The organism is Rubripirellula tenax (assembly GCF_007860125.1).
Classification (GTDB): domain Bacteria; phylum Planctomycetota; class Planctomycetia; order Pirellulales; family Pirellulaceae; genus Rubripirellula; species Rubripirellula tenax.
In genome coordinates this window covers 16,425-30,352 of record NZ_SJPW01000011.1, presented here as the reverse complement: position 1 = coordinate 30,352, position 13,928 = coordinate 16,425, and the positions used below count along the sequence as shown (strand labels likewise).

Here is a 13,928-nt window from a genome sequence, read left to right as displayed (position 1 = left end):
GCATGTATGAAAATCAAACGAACCGGAATCGTTCTCTCACCCAACAAGCAGCGCGTCGTCTTGCGACCGTTCCAGCCACCCGGTAATGACCGCGTACTGCGTGTGATTGCTCGTGTCTGCACACTGTCTGAAACCGAAGTCAACACGTTACTTTCTCATGTGCTCAAAGACTTTCATGGCCGGCATCAAAAGCCAAAAGAGTTTTTTCAACGTCGATTCCATGAACTCAAGCACCACCTTCTAACCGATAATCCGCTTAGCGAGAATCGTCGTCTATTACTGGGAGCGTATTTTACTCAAGAATACGCGTTGGAATCGGCCGCGTTGTTCAATCCATCGTTGGTTTGGCATCCCGATCAAGCGAAACTGCCTTCGGGAACGCGTCGGTTTGCGATGAGTCTGCGTGCCGTTGGCGAGGGACACATCTCTTCAATCGTGTTTCGCAGTGGCACGATTGGAGCGGACTTGCAGATCACGATTGATGAACCCGTTCGATTTGTCACGACGCCAAGCTACATTCCGGATTCATCGTACGAGAACGATCTGTTTCGACGCAAACTGATCGAACTGGGATTGGGGACTCACTTCACCGATGGCGTGCTCGCGGAACTACCCGAACAATTCACGCTGGGGCAAATTGAAACCCAGTTGAGGGCTTCGCTTCGGGAACACCGCTCTCGTCATCATGAACTCGCGCCGTTGGTCGAGCAAGTCGTGATGCTCGCCAAATCAAACTACGAAATTCAATACACGCCCGATCACGATCTGTCCGAGCGTTTAATTTTCCCGTTCAGTCCGACGGAAACCAACGGGATCGAAGACGCACGGTTCGTTCAATTCCAAGAAGGCGACGGCAGCAGTCGATACTATGCCACCTACAGCGCCTATGACGGTCGGATGGTGTTGCCGCAGCTATTGGAAACCGAAGACTTTTTGCGATTCAAAATGCATACGTTGAACGGTCCAGCCGTTTCCAACAAAGGGATGGCGTTGTTCCCGCGAAAGATCAACGGCCACTACGCGATGCTGGGTCGGCAGGACGGCGAGCATTTGTTCTTGATGTATTCCGACATGCTGTATTTTTGGCACACCAGCGAATTGATCATCAAGCCGACCAACCCATGGGAGTATGTCCAAATGGGAAACTGTGGTTCACCGATCGAGACGGATGCCGGTTGGCTCGTCTTAACCCATGGCGTCGGCCCGATGCGAACGTACTGCATCGGGGCAATGCTTCTAGACTTGGAAGACCCGTCGAAGATCATCGCACGACTGCACGAACCATTGATCACACCGAACGAGGTCGAACGCGAAGGCTATGTGCCCAACGTCGTCTACACCTGCGGAGCGATCGTTCATGAGAAGCACCTCGTCATTCCATACGCTATGTCGGACTACGCCACTACATTCGCAACAATCGGATTGGATGAGTTGTTGTCCTCGATGGCGTAGCATTTCCAATACGTTCTCCATTTCTTTTCCCAAGCAACCCGCATGGAACACGCCCATCAACAACCGCCGCCTTGGTGGGAATCCGGAGTGATCTATCAAATCTATCCTCGATCGTTTCAGGATAGTGATGGAGACGGTGTAGGCGACCTCGCGGGAATCGAGTCTCGATTGGACTATCTTGCCGGTCTTGGGATCGATGCGATCTGGCTTTCGCCGATCTATCCCTCACCGATGGCCGACTTTGGATATGACGTCGCTGACTACTGCGGTGTCGATTCCATGTTTGGCAGTCTCGGCAGTTTCGATCGGTTGATCGCGGCGGTTCACGCTCGGGGCCTGAAGCTCGTGCTCGATTTTGTTCCCAATCATTCGTCAAACCAACACCCATGGTTTGTCGAAAGCCGAGCATCACGCGAGAACCCCAAAAGAGACTGGTACATTTGGCGAGATTCAGCGGCCGATGGAGGTCCGCCCAACAATTGGATCAGCGACTTTGGCGGTTCATCCTGGGAATGGGACGCAACGACTAAGCAGTACTACCTTCACGCCTTCCTCAAAGAACAACCCGATCTCAACTGGCGTCATCCCGAATTGCGAGAAGCGATGAAGACGGTGCTCCGATTTTGGCTGGGTCGCGGCGTCGATGGATTCCGAATCGACGTGCTTTGGCACATCATCAAAAAAGCGAACCTTCGCGACAATCCAACCAACGAGGATTGGACGCCCGACCAAACTCAACGAGACCGATTGATTCAGCGGTATTCAACCGATCAACCTGAAGCCCACGAAATTGCGGCCGAACTGCGCACGCTCGCCGATAGCTTTGGCGACCGTGTTCTGATCGGCGAAATCTGTTTGCCGGACGCCCGACTCGCCAAGTGGTTCGGCACCGCGGATAAGCCAGAAGTTCATTTGCCTGTGAACTTTCATCTGATCGAAACCGACTGGAACGCTACAAACCTAAAACGAACGATCGCAGATTACGAATTGTCGCTCCCAGCTTCGGGTTGGCCCAATTGGGTGATGGGAAGCCATGACGCGCCACGGATCGCGGTGCGGATTGGTGAGGCCCAATCCCGAGTTGCCGCGATGCTGTTGCTGACTCTTCGTGGCACGCCGACGATGTATCAGGGCGATGAAATCGGAATCGGCCAAGTGACGATCTCTCGCGATCAAGTTCGTGACCCACAAGATTTGCGGCAGCCCGACCTGGGAATCGGTCGCGACCGTTCTCGCACGCCGATGTCTTGGAACGAATCGGAGCATGCCGGATTTAGCACGACCGATCCGTGGCTTCCACTCCACGATGATTGGCGAACACGAAACGTAGCAGCCCAGGAACGCGATTTCCAATCCTTGTTGGCTCTGTACCGATCGCTGCTCTCGTTACGGCGAATTCATCCGGCGCTTTCGATTGGTGATTTCACACTCATCGATTCAGCGAGCGATGTGCTGTTGTTTGAACGGAAACATAAAGACGAACGACTCTTCATCGCGTTGAACTTGAGTGACGAAATGCAATCGTACACACTTCCATTGCGAGCCAATGCGACGGGAGTGCTTGTATCGACCGTGAGACCTCATTCGATCGATGGCACGCTTGCGGCGAACGAAGGCTTGATTCTGCAATTGAAAGAGAAGCTCTGAGATGCGCATCGCAATGCTGGCTCCGATCGCGTGGCGAACTCCTCCAAAATCCTACGGGCCTTGGGAGCTTGTCACCAGCATGTTGACCGAAGCGTTGGTCAAGCGCAGCGTCGATGTGACGCTCTTCGCGACACTCGACAGTCAGACATCGGGAAAACTCGATGGGGTGGTTCCGGCGCCCTATGGCGACGATGCGACGATCGACGCGAAGGTATGGGAGTTTCGACACCTAGCTCATCTCTTTGAGCAAGCCGATCAGTTCGATTTGATTCACAACCAGGCGGACTTCCCCGCCCAGGCATTCTCTCGGCTGGTCGACACGCCGATTGTCACGACGATTCATGGTTTCTCGTCGGATCGAATCTTGCCGATGTATCAGGAATACCAAGACGTCGTTCACTACGTTGCCATCAGCGATGCGGACCGACATCCTAGCCTACGATATTCCGCGACGATCCATCACGGCATTCCATTGGATGACTTCCCGTTCAAGGCATTCGCCGGCGATGATCTACTTTTCTTCGGGCGAATTCATCCCGACAAAGGGGCTGCCGAGGCAATCCAGGTGGCTCGCAGTGGCGGGCGTCACCTGCACATGTACGGCATCATCCAGGACCGTGATTACCACGAAGCTGAAGTCGCGCCCGCGGACGATCGCATCCATGTCACTTATCACGGTCCGGTGGGCGGGAAGGAGCGGTTGGATGCCCTAGGTAACGCACGTGCTCTTTTGCACTTGATCAATTTTGACGAGCCATTTGGACTTTCGGTCATCGAGGCGATGGCTTGTGGCACGCCCGTCATCGCCTCGCGACGCGGATCCATGCCGGAACTTATCGACCACGGAGTCACCGGCTTTCTAGTCGACAACCTGGACGAAGCGAGACAGGCGGTCGAGCGAATCGACGAGATCGATCGCCGCAGCGTTCGCCGTGCCGTCGCTGAGAGGTTTTCCGTCGATCGCATGGCAGACTCATACGTGGCACTTTATCACCGCATCCTCAACGACTCACGATGAAGCGGCGGTTGTAGACCTAGACCGCAACGCCAAAGAGGTAGCCAATGCCGGCGGTGGCTGCCATCGCGATGGCTCCCCAGAACGTGACTCGGATGACTGCTTTGGAAATCGGTGCGCCGCCGGCGCTTGCCGAGATACCGCCTAGCAGTGCGAGGAATCCAAGCGACAGAATCGAAACGACGATTGGGATTTGAAGAACGGGCGTCAGGAAGACGGCGGCGAGCGGTAACGCGGCTCCAACGGCGAATGTGGCGGCTGATGTCAGGGCTGCTTGGGTCGGCCGTGCGGTCGTCATCTCCGAAATACCGAGTTCGTCTCTTGCGTGTGCTCCGAGTGCATCGTGTTCGGTCAGTTGTTTGGCGACCTGATGAGCGAGCGATTCGTCGAGACCGCGGTCGACGTAGATCGCCGTCAGTTCCTTTAACTCGGCTTCGGGCATCGTGGCGAGTTCTTCTTGCTCACGCTGGAGGTCTGCGTTTTCGGTGTCGGATTGCGAACTCACGGAGACGTATTCGCCGGCTGCCATCGACATCGCACCGGCTACCAAACCCGCGACACCGGCAAGCAGTATGCTGCCGCGGCCCGTTTCGGCCGCTGCGACACCGACGACCAAACTGGCCGTCGAAACGATCCCGTCATTGGCTCCCAAGACCGCTGCTCTCAACCATCCGATTCGATCGGTTCGGTGTTTCTCAACGTGTCGCATGACCGGTTTCCTGAGTAAAAGGTGGTGGGCAGGGGGCTTTCACCCGCGATCCATTTGAGAAGGCATTCACAAACAAGATTGCCGATCAGCGAAGTCACCGATCGCTGCCCACCGTGATTTAGAGATCAATCGAGCTGCGGATTCGGCTCGTCATGATGCGTTAGCTCAATGTCTTTGAGTCCTCGTGCGAACCACGGGTAGATCGTGGGAATCACCAGCGAAGTCAGAAGCGTCGATGTGATCAGGCCGCCGATGACGACGGTCGCGAGAGGACGCTGCATCTCGGCACCGTCACTCGTCGACAATGCCATCGGTAAGAACCCAAGGCTCGCGACCAAGGCCGTCATCAACACGGGACGCAGCCGAACGAGTGCGGTGTCGTGGCTGACGTCTTGAAGCGGCATGCCTGACTTGCGTGAATGCTCGGCCGCGCTGACCCAAACAAGACCGTTGAGCACAGCGACGCCGAACAAGGCGATGAAACCCACACCCGCGGAAATGCTGAACGGCATCTCGCGGAAGTACAACGCGATGATTCCGCCCGACGCTGCCATGGGCACCGCTAGGAAAATCAACAGTGCCAGCCGCATCGAGCCAAGACTGGTGTGCAACAGCAGCATGATGATCATCAGCACGATCGGCGTGATGATCGCGAGCCGCTTGCTGGCGGATTGCAGATGTTCAAAATCGCCCCCCCACCGCACTTCGTAGCCTGGTGCAAATTCAACTTTCTCGGCAACGGCCTTTTGAGCCTCCGTCACGAACGTTGCCACATCGCGTCCGCGAACGTTGGCGGAGATGAAGGTTCGCCGGCGGTTACCTTCGTGTTCGATCGTCGGCGGGGTTTCCTCCAGGCGGATGTCGGCCAGTTCTTTTAGCGGAACTGCTTTTCCGTTGGAGTCTGCGACCGGAACCTGTTCGAGCAGCGTCAGGTTCTCGCGCCACTGCTCGGGAACCCGGACCATGATCGGATAGCGTGCTCGGCCTTCAAAGATCTGGCCAACTTGATGGCCGCCGAGCGAGGACACGACATCAAGCACCGTTTGCGCGTCGATGCCGTATTGGGCGAGTGCTTGGTGCTTCGTCTTGATGGTCAGCGTTGACAGGTTGGCTTGATAATCAGCCTTAACGTCGACCGCACCGGGGATCGCACGCAAGACGGCTTCGATTTCTTTGCCCTTCGCTCCGAGAATTTCCATGTCGTCGCCGTAAAGCAGAACGGCAACATCTGCTTTGACTCCAGCGACCAACTCGTCGACTCGCATTTCAATCGGCTGAGTGAACCCGAACGCGACGCCGGGCACATTGGCGTTGAGTTCTTCGGACATCTGTTCGATCAAGTCGTCTCGTGTCTTGTCCTCCGGCCAATCGTTGACTGGTTTCAACAGCACCCAGACATCGGTTTGATGGACACCCATCACATCGTTGGCAATTTCGGGACGGCCCGTCTTGGAGAAGACGGTTTCGACTTCCGGGTACTTCTTCAGAATGTTCTCGATCTGCGTCGACATCTCGATCGAGCCTTCCAACGTCGCACTCGGCAAACGCGAGGCTTCGACCAGCAAGTCGCCTTCTTCCAGTCGTGGCATGAACTCCGCACCCAAATTTCGTGCCATCGGCAAGCTCAACGCGAATACCGTCAATGCCATAGCAACGGTCACGTAGGGATGCTTGATCGCTCGCGTCACCAGCGGTTCGTAAAAGAACTTGACGATTCGGACCACGAACACGTCGCCTTCTTTCATCTTTTTTGGCAAGAAGATTGACGCCATGGCGGGCATGAACGACAGCGAAAGGATCATTGAACCGCCAAGAGCGAACAGCACCGTGAGTGCCATCGGACGGAACAGCTTTCCCTCGGTGCCTTCAAGCATCAGGATCGGCAGGAACACGACCGCGATGATCAACTCGCCAAACATCGTCGGCTTGCGAACTTCAACCGCCGCATCGCGAATCACGTCCTCGTGCTTGGCGTCGCCGTTGTCGTGCGAAAGTTTGCGAATGCAATTCTCCACCATGATGACGCTGCTATCGACGATCAAACCAAAGTCGATCGCCCCCAGACTCATCAAACTGGCCGTCACGCCGGTGTAAGCCATCACATTGGTCGCGAACAACATCGACAATGGGATCGCGAGTGCAACGATGATGCCGGCTCGCAAGTTACCGAGCATCAGCAGCAGCACCACGATCACCAACATGCCGCCTTCGGTCAGATTGGTGAGTACGGTCTTGAGCGTTCGGCTGATCAATGCGGCTCGGTCATACGTCACTTCCAGACGAACGCCGTCGGGTAAGGTGACTTCGATTTCTTTGAGGCGGTCTTTGGCTAGCTCGACGACTTCACGGGAGTTCTCGCCAATCAGCATCATCACCAAACCAGTCACGACTTCACCGCGGCCGTCGCGAGTCACAGCGCCTTGCCGCGTCATGGGTTCGATGCTGACCTTGGCAATGTCGCCAACCAGAATCGGGTTGCCGTCGGGTTCGCGGCGAATGACGACGGACTCGATGTCCGTTTCGTTTTCCAATAGAGAAACGCCTCGGATGAATCGCTGTTCACCGTGGTGAATGACGTAGCCGCCGCCGGACGTGTTGTTGTTCGCTTCGAGGCGTTGAAAGAGCAACTCCATCGGGATGCCGTAGCTGGTCATCCGATCGGGGTCTGGCTGGACCTCGAAGGTTTTGTAGTATCCACCGTGTGTGTTGATCTCGGTAACACCACTGACTTGTCGCAGCTTGGGTGAAATTTCCCATTCCAACATCGTGCGCAGTTCCATCGGCGAATGACGATCGCTGCGAACTTCAAATTGCAGGATTTCGCCGAGAGCCGTCGTTAACGGTCCGACCGTTGGGGTTCCATATCCCGGAGGAATGTTCGCCGCCGCATCGCCAAGGCGTTCGGTGACAAGCTGGCGTGCGCGATAGATATCGGTGCCTTCCTCGAACACGATCGTAACGACCGAGATGCCGAATTTGGAAACGCTACGCAGTTCTTCCACGTCCGGCAAACCGCCCATCGTGTTTTCGACCGGATACGTCACATAGCGTTCAACTTCCACGGGTGAGAGCGAACCCGCATCGGTCACGACCTGGACCTGAACGTTCGTCATGTCGGGAACAGCGTCGATCGGTAGATTCAACGCCGAATACAGACCAGCACCCGCCATCAGCAACGTCATGATGATGACGAGCCCGCGGTTGATGAGCGAGAATTCAATGATCTTCGTGAGCATGGTGTGCAGTCAAAGGTGGGATAGGCTTCTAGCCTGTCAATTCGGAAACTTGAGAACGATGGATGACAGGCTAGAAGCCTATCCCACGCTTTCAGTCGCCTTCACCCTGGAGCAGCAACTCCGATTTCAGCAAGAACGCTCCGTGGGTCACCACCAATTGGCCCGGTGAAAGGCCCTCGGTGACTTCGACCCAATCATCGGAGGCTTGTCCCGTGGAAACTCCCACGCGTTTGAAAGCACCGTTGTTCATGTCGACGAAGACAAACTGTTCGTTTTCGTGTTGCAGAACCGACTCCGGTTTGATCGACAACGCTTCGCGGGCTTCGCCGATCGGAACGGTGACGCGAACGAACATGCCGGGGCGAAGCAAGCCTTCGCTGTTCTCGATCCTTGCGACCAACGGAACCGAATTGGTGTCCGCTTGTACTTCGCGACCAAAGTAGCGGACTTTTGCCGTGAACACTCGATCGTCCAACGCCGGAACCAGTACAGAAATCTCCGTTCCAGGCTGCAACGCTACCGCCGACCAATCGCTTTCGCGAATACTGGCTTCGACCGAAAGTGAATCTGTGTTAGCAAGGACCACCAACGAGTCACCGCGCATGACGCGTTCGTTGTTCGCGAACCCTTGTGCCTCAACACTGCCCCCGAACGGTGCTCGGACTTCCAAGCGTGACAAGGCTTCTTGGTTGCTCAGGTTGACGGTGTTTTTGTCCTCTCTGTAACCCAACAGAGTTTCAAGTGACTGCCATGCTAGGTTCAGCTGACGATCGGCTTCCGAGACATCGGCTTCGGCTTTCATCTTCGATTGCTCGATCGCAAAGGAAGCTTGGTCGCGTGCGGTGCGAAAAGATGTTTCCGCGAGCTGCCGTTCGCCTTCTCGTTCACGAACCGTCCGACCAGAAACAGACCCCGAAGCAACCAGCGGGCGGATGTTGGCGATCAGTTCGTCTGCCAAACGCATCTTGGAGTACGCCGACAGAATCTCTTGCCGGTAGGCACCAAGTGCCCGATTCGAGAATGCGGCCTCGATCACGTCGACCGATTGCCCTTGGTCAAGCATGGCCGACACTTCCTTCAGGTTTTTGGCCAGCGTTAGTTCACGCTGCAGAACTTGCTGAGCAATGTCGCGTTCTTTTTGACGCTTCAAAATTTCCGCCCGCGCCTGCCCGATCTCGGGGCTGCGAAGCACCGCGATCAAATCGCCGGATTCGACATGGTCGCCAGGTGTCACCACCAACTCGGCCAAGATGCCATCCATTGGTGCCTTCACGTCGACGTGTTTGGTTTGGTCATAACGCAGACGCCCTGGCACGGTGTGGACGTGCTGAACATTCTGGGCTTGGGCGGCAACGCTCTCAAACTTCGCCGCGTTGATCTTGCCTTCGGGCAGGACGAGTGTGTCGCTGGGCGCGCCAGCCTCGGTGACTTCAACATCCTCTTTGACGCTGCTTCCACCCGAGTTGATATAGTGCATCAACATCCAACCGCCTCCCATCGCCGCAAGCACCAGCAGCGTTGGCAGTCCCTTCAAGAGCGATGAAACGACGCCCGTCTTGGCGTCGCTCGCTTCGATGCGAGTCTCACTGGACGAAGATGAAGGTGATGTATTCTGATGGTTAGTCATCGTGTTTGGCATTTCAAGGTTGGTGAATAATCGCTTGGTGCATCTTGTATAAGCACGAACTGTGCCAAAGCTCAAAAACGACTGTATTTACCGTGTTTTGCGGGGCCACTCGGTTTCACGCTTGGTCTTTTCACGAACGCACACAAAGACATTCACCACGCCCGTGGACAGTTTCTGTCCACCTCCAAAGACTGCGTGCTCCGCCACTGGATCGAGCCGGCCGCCGAGCACAGATGGAAGCTAGCGATCTTCAACTCGGGTGCGGCACGCAACTAAAGCAGACCGTACATCGCGGGCGAATGTCTCATCGCGCTCGCAGCGGAGACACAATGCGATGACCTCCTCGAACTCTGCGAATGTCATGCAGATTCGATCGGCGTCGCCAATTGAGGTAGTTGGCACCTTGGATTCACCATTTTCCCTAAGGCCCATGGTCGCATTGCGTTTTATTAACGATCTATCCATCGGTCGCCTCTACACGTTCGCTGTTGGAAAACGCAACGGCGGTTGTTGCCTCTACGGATCCATCAGCTGCGATCCGCACCTCTGCCGCAAACTGCTTGTCAATCTTCTCGTATAGCTTGCCGTTCCATCGGAACTTCGCTGATGGCGCTATATTTGAAAACGTCTTCACTGACGACGTCTCTTTCCGGGATCGCGTCGTGCGAGAGCTGTCGCTTGTTCCCTCAATCATCGTGGTGGCCGGACCTTGCTGATCCGAACACGCCACTAAGCTGCGTGCCGACTTGAATCGTGACGCCGGCCTCGATTACTGGGAATTCGGCTGGGAATGGACGGTAGTGGTCATCGCCAATTTGGTATTCCAACTTGCCACGACCGCGACTATCTGTACGAATCTGGCCGACCAGCACGCCACCGATCATGACAGGGAAAGAAGCATTGGGAGCGAAGCCTCGCACCTCGACTTCAAATTCGGTCTCGCCACGTTCTTTCTCGAATTCGATTTCGGCTGTGCCGATCCCGCTCAAGTAGGTCTTCCATTTGCCATAGGCTTGCGTTGTCGATCCAGCGCTAATTGGAACATCATCCGATGACAATCCATCATCGTTATCCAGATCATCGCTCAGATTATTGTCGTCGTTACTCGAACCTACATCATCCGAATCGTGGCTTGAGTCGTGGTCTTGCGAGTCGTCAAAATCGTCGCCGATGCGCGAGTCATCATCGAACAGGTCATCGTCGTGGCTCTGATTGTTGTCGACTGTGGAGTCGCCAAATCCATCATCGTTGTCTGAGTCGATACCCGTGCCAACATCGTCGGAGTCGTGGCTTGAGGCGAGGTTTTGCGAGCCATCGAGATCTTCGTCGACGTGCGAATCGTCATCGACCGAGCCATCGTCGTTGCTCAGCACGCTGTCGCCTGAGGAGTCGCCGAAGCCATCGGCATCGTCTGACCTGTTGCCCGTGCCCACGTCGTCTGAATCTTGCCTTGAGTCGAGGTCTTTCGAGTCATTGAGATCGTCGCCGAGGTGTGAGTCATCACCGGATAAGCCATCGTCGTTGCTAAGAATATGATCGTTGCTAAGACCATTGTCGTCATTGCCCGTATCAACATCATCGAACTCGTGGGTTGAATCGAGGTCTTGCAGGTCATTTTCGACATGCGAATTATCCTCAAACAAGCCATCGCCATGGCCTTCCGATTGGGGGTCTACATCGTGCTGCTCGCCACTCTCGTTGGATTCAAGGCTTTCAAGGACGTTGTTTTCGAGTACATCAATGGATGAATTCTGTTCAAATGACTGAACATCATTTCGCAAGTTATCGTCCATGCGCCCACCTATGTCTTCAACTTCAGAATGCACTTCGTCGACCAGTTCGTGCGACAATTCGAGAGTGTCATCTATGGAATTCGTGGCATCCTGCGAGACGTTCTCAATGTCATGAATGCTGCCTGAGGAATCCTCGCTACCATTCGATTCCCGAGGATTCTCGGTCTCGCTAGCGTCACTGACCGGTTGCTCGTTACTCGAGTGGTCGGTCAAGGCAGAAGTTTCGACATCCGCAAGAACATCTGTGTTGCCGTTCACCTCGTCAAAGTGGCTTTCGTGGCTTGTCTCGGAGACAGGGTCAACCGCGTGTGACTCATCCGAGGGAACTTGTTCTGGGCGCGTCGACAATGATTCGTCGTCAGGGCTATAAATTTCCGTATCTCCGTCTGGTTGTCCTGAAACCGGAGTCAACTCCAACGATAAGTCCCCAGCACCATCGGTCGTTACCGTACCGAGTGTCACACCCGCCACCGTATGCTGATAACTGGTGTTCGGTTGGGCGGACGCTCTTAGTAGTGTCCTAAGACTGAGCCTCTCTGTGGGCAGTGATTCGGCACTGAAACTTTCGACTGAGTCGGGCTGAGGCGAGTCAGTGTCGGCTTTCGACGATGATTCCAAGTCTTCCGAAGTCCGCAATGAGGCAGCTTGGGGAGCTGACTCCACCGAAGGCAATGGTTGGACTGCACTGAGCGTCGTAACCGGAACCGCAACCGCAACTACAACCGGAGTCGCCTCCGTCGCGAGAGAGCTTAACGCGACAATGGGAGCCGTTTTCACAACCGCCGAACGCGCGACTTCTGCGGCCGGCACGGAATCATCATGGAAGCTTGACGCAAGAAACGACCGAAGTCCGAACGCTAAAAGGTTTCGTTTCTCAAGCGTTTCAATCTGGGAAAGACGACGGTGTTGTTTGCTGCGTCGATTCATGGTTCTTCTCGTGTTGGTTGTGAACTAAGGCATAAGACTGATGATCAATCGTCGTGATCGTCGTCGTGGTCATCACGGTCGTGATCATTGATCTTGGCTGCGAAAACGCCCGACACTTGATCGCCGACGCTCACTGAAGTGCCTGCGGTAATCGTTGGGAAGTTCGCTGGGAACGGACGGTGGTCGTCGTCGCCAATTTCAAACTTCAGTTCCCCCTTGCCGCGACTGTTGGTGCGAAGCTGTCCAATCACAACGCCACCCACCGAAACCGGATAGGTTGAATTCGCTGCGAATCCCTGCACTTCGACTTCAAACTCCATTTCGCCTCGTTCGATCTCAAATTCGGCCTTGCCAGAACCGGTTCCCGTCAATCGTGCTTTCCATTCACCGTAGGCCGTCCCAGGTACGGATGGCGTCACAGGGACATCGTCGTTGTCTGAATGGAAGTCGCCAGATGCGTCGTCATTCACATGGCCCGCCCCGTCATCGCTATCGGATGAGCCGTTCAATCCATGGTCGACATCGTCGATCGAATCTGAGTCATTCGAGCCCGTGTCGTTTCCGTTTGATTCAACGCTGCTTGATCCACTAACAACATCGCCCGATGAGTCGTCGCTGTCTCCTGATGAATCGCTGTTTCCGCTAATGTTCAGACCGTCGTCGGAATCCGATTCGTTGCTGTTCGTATCGCTCGACGACCCATGGTCAATGTCGTCGTGTCCATCGCTGCCGTCATGATCACTGTCTTCGTGGCCGTCGACATCATTGTCGTGGTCATTGTGTTCGCCATGGTTATCGTCGTCAGACTGCTCGCCGCCAAACACGCTCGCTCCAATGCCGGAAATGCTGACGCTCGTGCCCGCATTCGCAGCGGCGAGAGTGTCTGCTTCCGCTCCAGTCAAGAATGTTTCTAGCGATGCACGTCCACGGGAATTGGTGACCAATGTCGCAACGACCGAACTACCAACAATCACGTCATAGCTTTCGCCGGGGAGAGCGTTCTGAATTTTGACTTCTAGCTTGATGCCGCCGTACTCATTCTCGAACTGCACCTTGGCTCGTTCTCCGGAAGCACCGGTAATTCTTGCTTCCAGTTCTCCGCCCGTCGCCACCAATGACCGGGCCTCGCGATTCAGTTGATTGATCGCCATCAGTGCGTCGATTGCTGAGGTGCGGCCATCGTCATTCACGTCTGCAAACGCAGACGATCCAACCTGTTCCCCTTCGCCCGAGGCTTCGGTTCGACGCAGGTGGTTAAGGTGGTTAAGGTGGTTAATCACGGTTAAAGCATCAACCGCCGAAACCTGGTTGTCATTATTGACATCACTGGGCGAGAGATAGTTGTGGAACACATCGCCAGCGAGCAGATTCCGTCGTTCAAGAGATTCCAATCGGAGAGAGCGACTGTTTTTCTTTGAGGAGCGTTTTCGTGAGTGAGCCATGATCGACACCAAGTAGTGAGAGGAGAGATTGCGAACCATCGAACCCGTCAATGCCGTTTCGCGTTTTCAGCCGTGGGGCC

8 protein-coding genes are annotated in these 13,928 nt (G+C 55.2%); 3 read left to right on the top strand and 5 right to left on the bottom strand.

All coding sequences use genetic code 11. From position 1 onward, the window contains the following. Positions 1–6: 6 nt before the first annotated feature. Genes Poly51_RS28705 through Poly51_RS28695 form a run of 3 tightly spaced genes read left to right on the top strand, consistent with a single transcriptional unit; the run spans position 7 to position 4,117 of the window. Complete coding sequence (locus Poly51_RS28705) at positions 7–1,452, top strand: glycoside hydrolase family 130 protein (protein ID WP_146462406.1); 1,446 nt, start codon at positions 7–9, stop codon at positions 1,450–1,452. A gap of 42 nt (positions 1,453–1,494) precedes the next feature. Further along, the gene (locus tag Poly51_RS28700) at positions 1,495–3,099 is read left to right on the top strand and encodes an alpha-amylase family glycosyl hydrolase (RefSeq protein WP_146462405.1); all 1,605 of its coding nucleotides are present in this window, start codon (positions 1,495–1,497) and stop codon (positions 3,097–3,099) included. 1 nt (position 3,100) lies between these two features. Beyond that, a complete protein-coding gene (locus tag Poly51_RS28695; protein WP_146462404.1) occupies positions 3,101–4,117 on the top strand; it encodes a glycosyltransferase family 4 protein in 1,017 nt (338 codons plus the stop codon). Between the two features lie 16 nt (positions 4,118–4,133). Here the strand turns inward: Poly51_RS28695 and Poly51_RS28690 are convergent, their stop codons facing one another. The 5 genes from Poly51_RS28690 to Poly51_RS28670 all read right to left on the bottom strand — a co-directional run bounded on the left by Poly51_RS28690 (position 4,134) and on the right by Poly51_RS28670 (position 13,887). After that, positions 4,134–4,823 (bottom strand): VIT1/CCC1 transporter family protein, encoded by a 690-nt coding sequence (locus Poly51_RS28690; protein ID WP_146462403.1) that lies wholly within the window; start codon positions 4,821–4,823, stop codon positions 4,134–4,136. 125 nt (positions 4,824–4,948) lie between these two features. Then, positions 4,949–8,059, bottom strand: coding sequence for an efflux RND transporter permease subunit (locus Poly51_RS28685; RefSeq protein WP_146462402.1), 3,111 nt, complete (start codon positions 8,057–8,059; stop codon positions 4,949–4,951). A gap of 91 nt (positions 8,060–8,150) precedes the next feature. Further along, complete coding sequence (locus Poly51_RS28680) at positions 8,151–9,686, bottom strand: efflux RND transporter periplasmic adaptor subunit (RefSeq protein WP_186775890.1); 1,536 nt, start codon at positions 9,684–9,686, stop codon at positions 8,151–8,153. 686 nt (positions 9,687–10,372) lie between these two features. Beyond that, on the bottom strand, positions 10,373–12,406 hold the full coding sequence (locus Poly51_RS28675; protein WP_146462400.1) for a hypothetical protein: 2,034 nt from the start codon (positions 12,404–12,406) through the stop codon (positions 10,373–10,375). Between the two features lie 44 nt (positions 12,407–12,450). Beyond that, positions 12,451–13,887, bottom strand: coding sequence for a dockerin type I domain-containing protein (locus Poly51_RS28670; protein ID WP_246114846.1), 1,437 nt, complete (start codon positions 13,885–13,887; stop codon positions 12,451–12,453). Positions 13,888–13,928 lie beyond the last annotated feature (41 nt).

Excerpts from the sequence above, each read along its gene's own strand:
- Poly51_RS28690 (WP_146462403.1), bottom strand. The coding sequence starts at position 4,823 with ATGCGACACGTTGAGAAACACCGAACCGATCGAATCGGATGGTTGAGA.
- Poly51_RS28700 (WP_146462405.1), top strand. The coding sequence starts at position 1,495 with ATGGAACACGCCCATCAACAACCGCCGCCTTGGTGGGAATCCGGAGTG.
- Poly51_RS28675 (WP_146462400.1), bottom strand. The coding sequence starts at position 12,406 with ATGAATCGACGCAGCAAACAACACCGTCGTCTTTCCCAGATTGAAACG.
- Poly51_RS28670 (WP_246114846.1), bottom strand. The coding sequence starts at position 13,887 with ATGGTTCGCAATCTCTCCTCTCACTACTTGGTGTCGATCATGGCTCAC.
- Poly51_RS28680 (WP_186775890.1), bottom strand. The coding sequence starts at position 9,686 with ATGACTAACCATCAGAATACATCACCTTCATCTTCGTCCAGTGAGACT.
- Poly51_RS28685 (WP_146462402.1), bottom strand. The coding sequence starts at position 8,059 with ATGCTCACGAAGATCATTGAATTCTCGCTCATCAACCGCGGGCTCGTC.
- Poly51_RS28705 (WP_146462406.1), top strand. The coding sequence starts at position 7 with ATGAAAATCAAACGAACCGGAATCGTTCTCTCACCCAACAAGCAGCGC.
- Poly51_RS28695 (WP_146462404.1), top strand. The coding sequence starts at position 3,101 with ATGCGCATCGCAATGCTGGCTCCGATCGCGTGGCGAACTCCTCCAAAA.